We start from the raw sequence: 11,964 nt of genomic DNA, 5'->3' as shown, positions 1-11,964 counted from the left end.
TCTTCACGACAGCAGCAGCAGAGTAACAGACAGTCCCGCCAGGCCCGATCGATATCCGGTCATACCGTAGCGTCCTGATATTTCACTCGTATCGCTCTTCTGTATAGCACTTCACTTCTGCCATTCACTATCGGGAATACGCTTCAAGTGAAGATGACTGGCCAACCGAATGGCCGGACGCACCAGAAACTGAAAACTGCCAATGATGAACATCCAGACCGCCAATGTTTCCTGGCTCGGATAAAGGAAGAGCACACTACCGACGAGAAACCAGATGGCGATGAGAAAATCATTGGCGATGCTGAGCGTTTCATAGCGTCGCCGAATGATCAGCTCCTCATGGCCGATTCTCAGTGTCAGAGGATCATCGAGATGGGGGGCTTTCACTACGCTGTCTCCTCTCCTGGCAGCACTTCCCGGATGACGGCCTCGGCCACGAGCTCGATCAACCACTCGGGCTCGGCCAGCCCGCGCACAACGGTCCAGGAGGTCGCAGGAGGCGATGCCGGGAATCGCTCGCGCAACACGCCGATCACGCTTTCCTGCTCATAGCGAGCACATTCGGCCACATTGAGGCGCAGCATTACCACGTCCGCCAGGCAGCCACCGACTCCCCGCAGTATCGTGTCGATATTATCGAGTGCCGTCCGTGTCTGGGTGGCAATATCGGGGCCGGCCAGGACTTCATGGGCATCGATGCCCACCTGGCCGGACAGATAGACGCGATGACCGCCGCTCACGACGACGGCCTGACTGAAGCCATACTGAAGCGTATCGGCCACGGAGTGCGGGTTGATCGACTCGCGCATCATGACGGCATTTCCTCCATGGGCCGCTGATCTCTTCGTTCGTCGGTCTCCGAGGAAGCCTCGAGCCCCAGGAAACCGCCCGACTGGCGCCGCCATAGCGCAGCGTATATGCCATCCCGGGCCAGCAGTTGCTCATGGTTGCCGGTCTCGACGATATGTCCTTCATCGATCACCACCAGGCGATCCAGCATGGCGATGGTCGACAGCCGGTGCGCAATCGCGATGACCGTCTTGCCCTCCATCAGCGCATAGAGCTGTTCCTGAATGGCCGCCTCGACTTCGGAATCCAGCGCCGAAGTCGCCTCGTCGAGCACCAGGATAGGCGCGTTCTTGAGCAGCACCCGTGCGATGGCGATCCGCTGTCGCTGTCCACCCGAAAGCTTCACACCGCGTTCCCCGACATGTGCATCCAGCCCTCGGCGTCCCTGTGGGTCAACCAGGTCATCGAGGAAGCTGTCGGCATGGGCCTGTCGCACCGCACGCTGTATGTCCTCCTCGCTGGCATCGGGACTACCGTAACGGATGTTGTCACGCACCGAACGATGCAGCAGCGAGGTATCCTGAGTCACCATGCCGATGTGACGACGCAGCGATTCCTGAGTCACCTCGGCAATGTTCTGCCCATCGATACGAATCGCCCCGCTCTCCAGGTCATAGAAGCGCAGCAGCAGGTTGGCCAGGGTCGACTTGCCGGCACCGGAGCGACCGATGATGCCGACCTTCTCGCCGGGAGCGATGTTCAGGTCGAGGCCATCGAAGACACGCCGCGCCTCACCGTCGGGCAAGTCGTAGCCGAACCGCACTGCCTCGAAGCGAATCTCGCCGCTGGGCACCTCGAGTTCGGCGGCATCCGGCGCATCCAGCACCGCCGGCGTCCGCGCGATGGTATTGATGCCATCCTGCACGGTACCGATGTTCTCGAACAGGCCAGCCACCTCCCACAGAATCCAGTCGGACATGAAGCGAATGCGCATCACCAACCCGATGGCGACCGCGATCACGCCGAGGGACACGGCTTCCAGATACCAGGCACCCACCGCCATCGCGGCAACCCCGACGAGCAGCAGCGAGTTGAGCAGCGTCAGGCTCACCGACAGCCGGGTGGCCAATCGCATCTGGCGATGCACGGTGACCATGAATTTCTCCATGGCATCACGCGCATAGTCCTGCTCGCGGCGCGTGTCGGCGAACAGCTTGATGGTCTGGATGTTGCTGTAGCTGTCCACCACCCGACCGGTCATGCGCGCACGGGCATCGGCCTGGGCCATGGAAACGTTGCGCAACCTTGGTACGAAGAACCACATGATGCCGACATACCCCACCAGCCATACCACCAGCGGCGCCATGAGCCACGGCTCGGCGTTGCCCAGCAACAGCATGGCGCCGGTAAAGTAGACGGCCACATAGACCAACAGGTCCATCAGCTTCATGACCGTCTCGCGGATCGCCAGCGCCGTCTGCATGACCTTCTGGGATACGCGTCCGGCGAACTCGTCCTGGAAGAATGACATGCTCTGGCGCAGCATATGGCGATGCGAGAGCCAGCGACCGAGCATCGGGTAATTGCCAAAGATGCCCTGATGGGTCAGCAGTGACTGCAAGAGCACCAGCAGGGGCAGCCCCACGACGACCAGCAATCCCATGCCGACCAGGCGCCAGCCGTGTTCGGCGAGGAAGCCTTCGCGCTCGGCGCTGGAAAGCCAGTCAACCAGCTCGCCCATGTAGTGGAAGAACACCACCTCGGCGGCCGACACCAGGGCGGTGGCCAGCGACATGGCCACCAGCAGGCCGGCCACCGGTCGGGAGAAATGCACGATGAAGGGCAACAGCCCACGCGGTGGTACCCGAGGCTCGCCCTCGGGGTACGGATTCACCAGATTCTCGAAATAACGGAACATAGCGACGCTCTCGAAAAGAAATACGGGCAATGCGAGCTTGCAAGATAATTCCTCAAGTAAACTTGAGGTCAAGAGCGACACCCAACTCCGTTACCCATCGCTCGCTTCCGCCCACTCAACTGGCGTTGTCCGGAGTCGCGAGCCGCCAGTCATTGTCGGTCAACGCCACGCCGCCCTCCGGCGTGACCCTGACGGTATCGCTCAGGCCGATGCCCCACTCACCCGGCAGGCGCAGGCAGAGCGGCAGATGAAAGACCATGTCGCTCTCGAACGCCCTCACCTGCCCTCGCGCGATGAAGCCCGTCCCCTCGACCCAGCTCGGCGGGAACTGGGCGCCCACGGCATAGCCGAAGACGCCGGAAAAGAATGCTCGCTCGGACTGGGACGCCAGCACCGCCTCGGCGGCACGCGCCGCCTCATCGAAGGTATTGCCCGGCCGCATGGCCGTGCACAGCGTTTCACCGATTTCCCGACACAATTCACCGAGCGCCAGCATGTCGCGGCTGGGTTGCCCCGCCACGACGGTCCGCATCATCGGCGCGGTGTAACGCTGGAAAGCCGCCCCGAACTCCAGGAACACCGGCTCGTCCTGCTCGATCGTCCGGCGCTTGTGATTGACGTGAATGGTGCCGCTGCGATGCCCGCTGGTCACGATGGGCTGCAGGCTCATGAACTCGCTGCCCGCCGCCAGCATCGCCCTGGCGCCCTCGGCCGCCACCTGATTGTCGGTGACGCCGGGCTCGATGATCGCCTCCGCCGCACCTAGCCCCAGGGACGTGATCCGGGCGCTTTCGCGCAGACACTCGAGCTCCGCCGCACTCTTGACGATCCGCACGCCATCGAGCAACTCGCCGCCATCGTTGCGGAACCGCGCCGCCCCGAGCCTGGCTTGAAGCTCGCCGATCACACCGTGACGTAGCCCGGCATTGAAGGCATCCAGTCCGATGACGCCATGCGGCGCCAGGGTCTCGGCCAGCGGCTCGACCACCTCATCGATACTTTCCCAACGATAGCCGAGAATCTCGTCGACCATGGCGGTGACCACCGCCGGGCCGGTCTCGATCGACGGCACCTGCAGCACCAGACGCTCGGCGGTCACCACCAGGCAGGCATGCACCGAAACCTCGAAGGAGTGATAGCCGGTCAGGTAGTAAAGATCGGCCGGATCGGTGAGCAACAGGGCATCGATGCCCATCTGGCGCATTCGACGGCGCACCTCGCGGCGGCGCGCCGTGAATTCTTGCGGCATGAACGTCAGTTCGCTCCCCTGCTGGGTGGCAGCGAGAGCCTGGCGATAGGCCTGATAATCCATGACAGCGCTCCTGACAGCAGGCACTTCCTGCGCATATTTCCCGGCATGAACGCCTGCGCTGGGCGACACGACAACGTTTCCAGTGTAGGTGGTCGTTCCGGGAAGCCGAAATAAGACTGTTCCCACCTCCTGCGGTTTCGTAGAATCCTGCACAACATTAGCGGCAATAGGACAACGCAATGGGCAGGGCCTTCCAGAACCGCAAGGAATCCATGGCCAAGACGTCGGATGCCAAGGCCAAGGTATACGGCAAATATGGGCGTGAGCTCTATGTATGCGCCAAGCAGGGAGGCAGCGATCCCCATGCCAATCTCGCCCTGAGGGGGCTGATCGAGCGAGCCAAGAAAGCCCAGGTTCCCGCTCACGTCATCGACAAGGCTCTGGACAAGGCCAGCGGCGGTGGCGGCGAAGACTATTCCCCCGCCCGTTACGAGGGGTTCGGCCCGGGCAATGCCATGGTCATCGTCGAGTGCCTGACCGACAATCCCAACCGCACCATCGGTGATGTTCGCACCTGCTTCACCAAGTGCAAGGGCAAGCTCGGCACTCCCGGCAGTGTCAGCCACATGTTCGACCACTGCGCGATTCTCGCCTTCGATGGCGAGGACGAGGAAGCGATCCTCGAAGCGCTGATGGAAGCCGATGTCGATGTCACCGACATCGAGAACGAAGAAGGTCGCATCACCGTCTTCGCTCCCCACACCGAGTATGCCAAGGCCAAGCAGGCGCTACTCGATGCCTTCGGTGAGCTGGAGTTCGAGATCGACGAGATCCAGTTCGTGCCCCAGACCACGACGCCGGTGGAAGGCGACGACATCGCCATGTTCGAGAAACTGCTCTCCATGCTCGACGATCTGGACGATGTGCAGAACGTTTTTCACAGCGGCGAATTGCCCTGAGCACCTCGCAGAAAGCCAGCGCAAAAAAAGGCCGGCCCTGAGGGCCGGCCAGGTCAGTGTCGAGAGCGACCGCTGGCGTTCAGGTGAGGTGCTGCACCGCGAACAGCGCCAGCAATTTTCCCTCGTCATCGTAGAGTTCCAGCCGATCGGCCAGCACGCGGTAGGACGTCGTGTCTTCCAGCGCCGCCAAAAAGCGCGACTCCACATCGGCCCCGTTCATGCAGGCCATGCGAGTGGTCGCCAGAGGACCGAAGCTCAGCCGATCGCCCTCCAGCCGATAACTGCCCGATAGCTGGTTGCAGCCCGTGGCTCCGGCCACCCGGTTCGCCTCGGAGTGCAGCACCAGATGCGCTTCGCGCTGCCCCTGAGATGCCTCGACGGACTCGCCCTTCAACTCGACGAGCCTCCAGTAACTGTCCTCCAGCGTCTCGGTGACGAAGCCATCGGTGCGCTTCAGGGTATAGTCCAGGGAGGATTCGATCTCATTGCCCTCGAGATCCAGCGCCTCCAGGGTGGAGGCATCCTGTACCCGCCATAAGCGAGTCCCTTCGTCGTCTGTAAGCGTCAGTGTCTTGCCGGCGCCATCCAGCGACCACTCGCCCTTCTCGTGGTAACGGTTGGCCTCGTCACTGCCCAGGTAGACCGTTTCCAGGGTATAGACACCATCCGCGAACAACGACAACTGGTAGCGAATACCGGGGCAATCGGCACATGGCAGCGTGCCACGGAAACTGGCCGGCAGTTCACCGAACGTCGCTTCGGCCTTTTCTGTCCCCGAACGCTCCGCCGCGGCACAACCGACCAGGAACACGGCGGCCAGCAGAAAATAACAAAACAGAAACATCCGTTTCATGGCAGTTCATCCTAGCAATGGCAGTGTGATGATTCTTGGACCGCTGGGCCGCCAAAGGTTCGATACAGCCCGCCATCGGCCGTCACTCGACAGTGATGGTGATGGGCTCCGAATGCACCGGCGGATCGAAACTGAAATGGCGATAGTCCATGAAGAGCAATTGCAGGGTATGTTCGCCGGGCGGCAGATCGAGCGTGGTCTGGGTCTGGCCACCACCGAAGTGCAGCGTCTGCTCGGTGGCAGGAAGCGGAGCGGAAAGATCCACCTCATCCAGCGGCTTGTCGATCAGCAGATGGTGATGGCCGGTATTCTCGACCTCGGTACCCGCCGGTGCCACTCCCATTCCTTCGAGTCCCATACGCACGGTGACGGGGCTCGACAGGGTGTCACCGTCCTGCGGCGATATGAAATAGACTTCGGCGCCTTCCGCCGGTGCCGTGGCTTCCATCTCGGCCATGGCCGACGATGCCATCAAGGCGCTGCCGAACAGTGAGACGGCAATCGTGGTGATCAAGCGTTGCATGGCGATATCTCCTCTTCCATTGGAGCCCGCCGTGGCGTAACGCCGACGGGCATGATCGGAACCCGCCTCTCCGGGCCATTCCCAGTGTAGCAGCGACACACCGACAAATAAGAAGACATTGATGTAATGACGAGACTCGCAGCGGTATCTCCGCAATACAGCTCATACGAACTGATCCACCCCGGTTCCCGCCAGTTGCAAGGCGATGGCGGCCATCATGACCGCGATGCCACCATCGATCAGACGCCAGGCCATGGGCCGTGACAGCCAGGGCGACAAAAGGGAACCGCCCCAGGCCAACAGGCTGAACCACAGCACCGAGGCACTGCCGGCACCGGCCACGAAGGCAGCGGCGTTCTCCTGCTGCGCACCCACCGAGGGAATCAGCAACAGGGTATCCAGATATACCTGGGGGTTGAGCACCGTCACGCCCAGCGTGGCCAGCAGCACAGGTGCCAATCCACGCTCTCCGGTCTCGTCGCGCACCAGCCCCTGACGCCCGGTCGCGGCACGATAAAGCCCCTGCACCGCCAGCCAGGCGAGAAAGGCCACCCCCAACCAGCGCATGACCGCCAGGGCCTCGGGCACCGCCAGCAACATGGCACTGACGCCGAACATGCCGGCGGTCACCAGCAGCAGGTCGGTACTCATGCACAACCCGGCCGACCACCAGTGGTACTCGCGGCGCACGGCCAGGCCCAATACGTAAGCATTCTGGGCGCCGATGGCGATGATGATGCCACCGCTCACCACCAGTCCGGTCAGATAACTCTCGAACATCGACATCGTCCTCTACTGGCTCCCGAAGATGACGCCAGATTAACGACATGCCGATATACTAAAAAATCATTCTCCTAATGCTGTATTAATAATACTTATGCTCGATTACAAATTGCTCGAAGCCCTGGCCACCGTCATGGAATCCGGTGGCTTCGAACGCGCCGGGGAACTCCTGGGGCTCTCGCAATCGGCGATCTCGCAACGCATCAAGGCCCTGGAGGTACGGCTCGGCCAGCCCGTGCTGGTGCGCCATCCGCACCTGGCAGCGACGCCGGCCGGGCAACGGCTGCTCAACCATTATCAGCAGGTATGCCTGCTGGAACGCGAGCTGGGCAAGACCCTGCCGACCCTCGAGGTCGCCACGCCGCGCCTGAGAATCGCCTTGAACGCCGACAGTCTGGTGACCTGGTGGGCCTCGGTGGTCAGCGACTTCTGCCAGAATGAGGATGTACTGCTCGACCTGGTGGTCGAGGATCAGGACGTAGGACTGAAACGACTACGCGATGGCGACGTGGCCGCCTGCCTGTGCGCCAGCGACCAGCCGATTGCCGGCGCTCGCTGCGTGCCGCTGGGCCAGATGACCTATCACCCGATGGCCACGCCGGCCTATATCGAGCGCTATTTCCCCGACGGCCCGACCGAAGCGGCCTTCCGTCGGGCCCCGGCCATCGTCTATGGCCCCCATGACCAGCTTCAGCACCGCTTTCTCGCCCAGTGCGGCTATCACGGCCACTTCCCCTACCACCTCTGCCCGGAATCGGAAGGCTTCGTGCGCCTGGCCTGCGCCGGCATGGGTTATGGCATGATGCCCATGATGCAGGTGCCGGGCCCGGTCGCCCGGGGCGAGTTGACCAGCCTTGCGCCGGGCCATGCCCTGGAGGTTCCTCTCTACTGGCATTTCTGGCGACACAGCGGCGCCCTGCTGGAGCGGCTGACGAGCACACTGCGCACGGTGCAACTAACCTGAGCAGAACGGTGCCAGGCCCCGAGCCGGCCGCTGTGTTCTTCCTCGGACGGAGCCTGCCCTACGATCGATCATTCATTCCAAGCCGATAAGGAGGTTCGCATGAAGGTCTACAAGCCCGAATGGCGTTGCACCCTGAGCGTGACCGAAGGCGCGGAAGCATCGGACAGCTGGAAGACTCGCCTCGCCTGGCGACTGCGACAACTGGCCGACCGCCTGGACGGCGGTGGAAGGACGATCAAGCTCGACTGTTACACCGAGCCCCGGATATCGCGGGAAGACGTCGACGACTGCCTCGGCAAGGGCTTCGTCATGTCTCAGGAGCTGCTCACCGAACTCACCCAACAGGCCGCCTGCGAAGGCATCATGCGCGATGCCAAGGCGGAGCTCTTCGAACAGGCCACCACCGGCCCCAAACCCTGATGACCACGACCCGCCACCCCGCGACAGGCGAGGTGGCGCTCAAGGTCCCCTCGAGCAGGCCATCACCCCGTGACAGTCGGCCGGATCCCGTCGACAATGCCGAGCTGCGCCCTTCGCCCCACGAGGAGTCTTCCATGCCGCTCGCCGTCAGCCTCATCGCCCCGTCGTCCTACACCGCTCCCGAGGCCATCGATGCCGGCATCCGCGGCCTGGAGGCGCTGGGCGCCGAGGTGCGCTGCAATGAGCCGCTGCAGACGCCGAGGCGCTACCTGGCCGGCAGCCGCGAGCATCGCCTGGCCCAGCTTCACGCCGCCTTCGACGACCCCGAGACCCGGGCGGTATGGGCGGTGCGCGGTGGCTACGGCGCTGCCCAGTTGGTCGACGGCATCGACTGGTCGCGCCTCGCGCGTTCGAACAAGCCGCTGATCGGCTACTCCGACGTGACGGTGCTGCTCGATCACTGCCACCGCCACGGCGTGCCGGCCATCCATGGGCCGGTGGCCAAGGCCGCCGCCGGCGTGCTCGAGGGCGAGGCCGATCAACGCGAGATCGTGCGGCGCCAGTTCGAGGAGACCCTGGCGCTGATTCAGGAGCCGACACCTCTCGACTACCCCCTGGCACCCTACAAGGACGCTCCAGCCACCCTGGAAGGGCCCGTCGTGGGCGGCAATCTCGCCACTCTCGCCAGCCTGGTCGGCACTCCGCTGAGCTTTCGCGCCCCGCCCGGTTCGCTGGTGATCCTCGAGGACGTGGGCGAGCCCTACTATCGCCTGGAACGTGCGCTGTGGCAGCTAGTGCACGGCGGCGCCCTGGACCGGGCCGCCGCGGTGTGCCTGGGCACCTTCGAGGGCTGCCAGCCCTACGGCGATACGCCGCTGGAAGCCATCGTCGCCGAGACCCTGACCCCGCTCGGGCTACCGCTCTACACCGGCCTGCCGAGCGGCCACGGCCTGCACAACCGCCCCTGGCGCTATGGCGCCACCGGCCGCATCGCCGGCAGTCGTCTCACCATCGACGACTAGCCCGCGCCCTGCCAGCGCTGTACCACCCTGCGGGGCCGTAGACGGAGCCGACCGCCGGCCTCTCACCTCAGAGCGCCACCATCGTCGCCAGCACACCGGCCAGCAGGGCCAGATAAGCCCTGGCGTGAATCCCGTCGGGTAGTCGTCCTATCCAGGGAGACGCCAGGCGAATACCGATCCAGGAACCAGCCGCCAGCGCCGCAAGGGCGCGCAGATCCACGTAGCCTGCCTGCCAGGGTCCCTGCACCGCGAGCTCTCCCCGAGCCAACAGCATGTAGGCAGCGGTGCCAGCGAGTGCCATCGGCAGCGACAAGGGTGTCGCCATCGCAGTGGCCCGGGCCATCGGCAGACCGCGACGACGCATCAGCGGCACCGTCATCACGCTGCCACCGACCCCGAGCAGGGCCGCCACCATTCCGATACCCAGGCCGAAGACAGCCATCGCGCCGTTCGACGGCGTACGAGGCGGTGCCGCCGTATGCGCCAGGAACCCCGGGCGCAGCAGCGCGTCGAGGATGGTGATGGCCAGGTAGGCGATGAAGGCCCAGCGTACCCAGTCACCACGCATCGCCATCGCAGTCGCGGCCCCCGCGATCGCCCCTATGGCGATATATCCCACCAACGGGCGAATCCATCGCCAGTCCAGCGTACCGGCCCGATGGTGACGGCGCGTGGCCAGACCGGCGCCGACGATCATCACGCTGGTCGAGGTAGCCACGGCGATATGCATGGCCACTTGGCCTACGGCACTGTCCGCGCCATGAGTGGCCAACAGCACCGCATACAGCAGCGGCACCATGAAGAAGCCGCCCCCGAATCCGAACAGCACCGTAGTGACACCGGCCAGGCCACCGCATGCCAGCAGCAGTAAATACATGACTGCGCTCCATCGACAGGATAAGAGCGCAGAGTACGCCACCGAGAAATGGCCAACATTCGACAGCCGGTCAATAATGCTCGCGTACAGGCCAATCGAGATACGTCATGCGCAACATTCCCCTGGACGATGTGGACGGCATTCCCCGAGAAGTCATGGCGATCGGCACCGACTATCTGCCCGGTACCCTGCTCGACACCCACCGCCACCGACGCGCCCAATTCCTCTACGGCATGACGGGACTGATGGAGGTCGGCACCGAGGATGGCACCTGGGTGGTACCCCCTTATACCGGGGTCTGGATTCCCGCCGGCAAGCCGCACCAGGTGAAGATGCTCGGGGTCAGCACGCGCAGCCTGTACATCGAACCGGCGGTCGCGCCGCGGCCCGGCCCACTATGCGAGGTACTGCTCGTCACCCCGCTGCTGCACCAGCTACTGCTCGCCTCGGCCGAGCTCCCCGCCCGTTACGACGTGGAAGGTCGCGACGGCGCCCTGGTACGGCTGATACTGCACGAACTGCGCCAGAGCGCGACACTGCCGCTCTTCGCTCCCCTGCCCCGCGACCCCGAGCTGGCGCGGCAATGCTCTGCCTTCCTGCAATGCCCGGACCTGCGCAGTTCACCGGCGCACTGGGCCCAGCGCCTCAACCGTAGCCATCGCACCTTCACCCGCTTCTTCAAGCAACAGACCGGCTTGTCGTTCAGTGCCTGGCGCCAGCAAGCCTGCCTGCTGGCAGCCCTGCCACAGCTCTCGGCCGGCGTGCCGGTGACCCGCATCGCCCTGACGCTGGGTTACGCCAGCCCTAGTGCCTTCGCCACCATGTTCCGCCGGACGCTGGGCGAATCGCCCTCGGAATTCACCGAACGCACCCGGAACCAGGACACCCTCAACGAGCCGCCAGCGGATAGCTGAAGGCGAACCAGGTTGCCCTCCAGAGAACCCGCATCGCCCCGGTCGGCCGGACCTGCGATACACCCGCTCGCTGAACAGCCCGGCACCGGTGGCAATCTGCAGAAAAATAGTATTCGAAAGTCTTTGACCTGGGCGGTGCAGCGTGACATTGTGGCGCCAGTTGGTGAGCAAGCAGCATGGTTCCAGAAGCATTCGATTCTTTTCGACAGCCTGTAATTGTATTTCTTGTTGTACCCGCTACTGATCCTGGGTAATACCAGAAACTTTACAAGGCGCTTAGCGCGAGAGGATTTTCAAATGACGACTGGTACCGTCAAGTGGTTCAACGATTCCAAGGGTTTCGGCTTCATTTCTCCTGCCGACGGCGGTGACGACGTGTTCGCCCACTTCTCCGAAATTCAGGCTGAAGGCTTCAAGTCCCTCCAGGAAGGTCAAAGCGTCTCCTTCGACGTGACCCAGGGCAAGAAGGGCCTCCAGGCCTCCAACATCAAGGCTCTCGGCTGATCCCAGAGATCACGAGAGCACGCGAACCCTCGCGGTTCGTTGAACGGGGCCCGCTTATGCGGGCCCCGTTTCATTGTGTCCGTGCGCCCAATAGGCAGGCGTCACGAAGGAGGCGTCGTCGTTCTGGCGAGTGAGCCGTGCCTCCTCTTTGGAACGATAAACGCCGCGGACCATAGGCCCACGGCG

At 63.5% G+C, this 11,964-nt stretch carries 14 protein-coding genes; 6 read left to right on the top strand and 8 right to left on the bottom strand.

Annotated elements, in window-relative coordinates:
- Positions 1-111: 111 nt before the first annotated feature.
- From HELO_RS03470 to HELO_RS03455, 4 genes are all read right to left on the bottom strand, one after another.
- Positions 112-387: a YrhK family protein gene (locus tag HELO_RS03470; RefSeq protein WP_013331412.1), complete on the bottom strand. Its 276-nt coding sequence runs from the start codon at positions 385-387 to the stop codon at positions 112-114.
- Positions 387-812: a RidA family protein gene (locus tag HELO_RS03465; RefSeq protein WP_013331411.1), complete on the bottom strand. Its 426-nt coding sequence runs from the start codon at positions 810-812 to the stop codon at positions 387-389. Before HELO_RS03465 ends, HELO_RS03470 begins: the two co-directional genes overlap by 1 nt.
- On the bottom strand, positions 809-2,707 hold the full coding sequence (locus tag HELO_RS03460; protein ID WP_041601880.1) for an ABC transporter ATP-binding protein: 1,899 nt from the start codon (positions 2,705-2,707) through the stop codon (positions 809-811). The genes HELO_RS03465 and HELO_RS03460 overlap by 4 nt, the downstream gene beginning before the upstream one ends.
- Positions 2,708-2,822: 115 nt before the next feature.
- Positions 2,823-4,019, bottom strand: coding sequence for a M24 family metallopeptidase (locus HELO_RS03455; protein WP_013331409.1), 1,197 nt, complete (start codon positions 4,017-4,019; stop codon positions 2,823-2,825).
- A 179-nt stretch (positions 4,020-4,198) separates the two neighbouring features.
- Here HELO_RS03455 and HELO_RS03450 point away from each other — a divergent pair, with 179 nt between their 5' ends.
- Positions 4,199-4,918: a YebC/PmpR family DNA-binding transcriptional regulator gene (locus HELO_RS03450; RefSeq protein WP_013331408.1), complete on the top strand. Its 720-nt coding sequence runs from the start codon at positions 4,199-4,201 to the stop codon at positions 4,916-4,918.
- A gap of 79 nt (positions 4,919-4,997) precedes the next feature.
- Here the strand turns inward: HELO_RS03450 and HELO_RS03445 are convergent, their stop codons facing one another.
- The 3 genes from HELO_RS03445 to HELO_RS03435 form a co-directional block, all read right to left on the bottom strand.
- The gene (locus HELO_RS03445) at positions 4,998-5,771 is read right to left on the bottom strand and encodes an META domain-containing protein (RefSeq protein ID WP_013331407.1); all 774 of its coding nucleotides are present in this window, start codon (positions 5,769-5,771) and stop codon (positions 4,998-5,000) included.
- A gap of 82 nt (positions 5,772-5,853) precedes the next feature.
- Positions 5,854-6,294, bottom strand: coding sequence for a DUF4399 domain-containing protein (locus tag HELO_RS03440; protein ID WP_013331406.1), 441 nt, complete (start codon positions 6,292-6,294; stop codon positions 5,854-5,856).
- A gap of 162 nt (positions 6,295-6,456) precedes the next feature.
- The gene (locus HELO_RS03435; RefSeq protein WP_013331405.1) at positions 6,457-7,074 is read right to left on the bottom strand and encodes a LysE/ArgO family amino acid transporter; all 618 of its coding nucleotides are present in this window, start codon (positions 7,072-7,074) and stop codon (positions 6,457-6,459) included.
- A gap of 97 nt (positions 7,075-7,171) precedes the next feature.
- On the opposite strand from HELO_RS03435, the gene HELO_RS03430 reads away from it, so the two are divergent.
- From HELO_RS03430 to HELO_RS03420, 3 genes are all read left to right on the top strand, one after another.
- On the top strand, positions 7,172-8,041 hold the full coding sequence (locus HELO_RS03430; RefSeq protein WP_013331404.1) for a LysR family transcriptional regulator ArgP: 870 nt from the start codon (positions 7,172-7,174) through the stop codon (positions 8,039-8,041).
- Positions 8,042-8,140: 99 nt separating this feature from the next.
- Positions 8,141-8,461, top strand: a complete 321-nt coding sequence (locus HELO_RS03425; protein WP_041601879.1) for a hypothetical protein — start codon at positions 8,141-8,143, stop codon at positions 8,459-8,461.
- Between the two features lie 134 nt (positions 8,462-8,595).
- Positions 8,596-9,483: a S66 peptidase family protein gene (locus tag HELO_RS03420; RefSeq protein WP_049786184.1), complete on the top strand. Its 888-nt coding sequence runs from the start codon at positions 8,596-8,598 to the stop codon at positions 9,481-9,483.
- A gap of 67 nt (positions 9,484-9,550) precedes the next feature.
- Here the strand turns inward: HELO_RS03420 and HELO_RS03415 are convergent, their stop codons facing one another.
- The gene (locus HELO_RS03415; protein WP_013331402.1) at positions 9,551-10,360 is read right to left on the bottom strand and encodes a sulfite exporter TauE/SafE family protein; all 810 of its coding nucleotides are present in this window, start codon (positions 10,358-10,360) and stop codon (positions 9,551-9,553) included.
- 107 nt (positions 10,361-10,467) lie between these two features.
- Here HELO_RS03415 and HELO_RS03410 point away from each other — a divergent pair, with 107 nt between their 5' ends.
- Positions 10,468-11,274, top strand: a complete 807-nt coding sequence (locus HELO_RS03410; RefSeq protein WP_013331401.1) for an AraC family transcriptional regulator — start codon at positions 10,468-10,470, stop codon at positions 11,272-11,274.
- A 297-nt stretch (positions 11,275-11,571) separates the two neighbouring features.
- The gene (locus tag HELO_RS03405) at positions 11,572-11,778 is read left to right on the top strand and encodes a cold-shock protein (protein ID WP_013331400.1); all 207 of its coding nucleotides are present in this window, start codon (positions 11,572-11,574) and stop codon (positions 11,776-11,778) included.
- Positions 11,779-11,964: the final 186 nt, after the last annotated feature.

Source organism: Halomonas elongata DSM 2581 (assembly GCF_000196875.2).
In the GTDB taxonomy this organism is placed as follows: domain Bacteria; phylum Pseudomonadota; class Gammaproteobacteria; order Pseudomonadales; family Halomonadaceae; genus Halomonas; species Halomonas elongata.
This window is presented reverse-complemented; position numbering and strand designations above follow the sequence as displayed.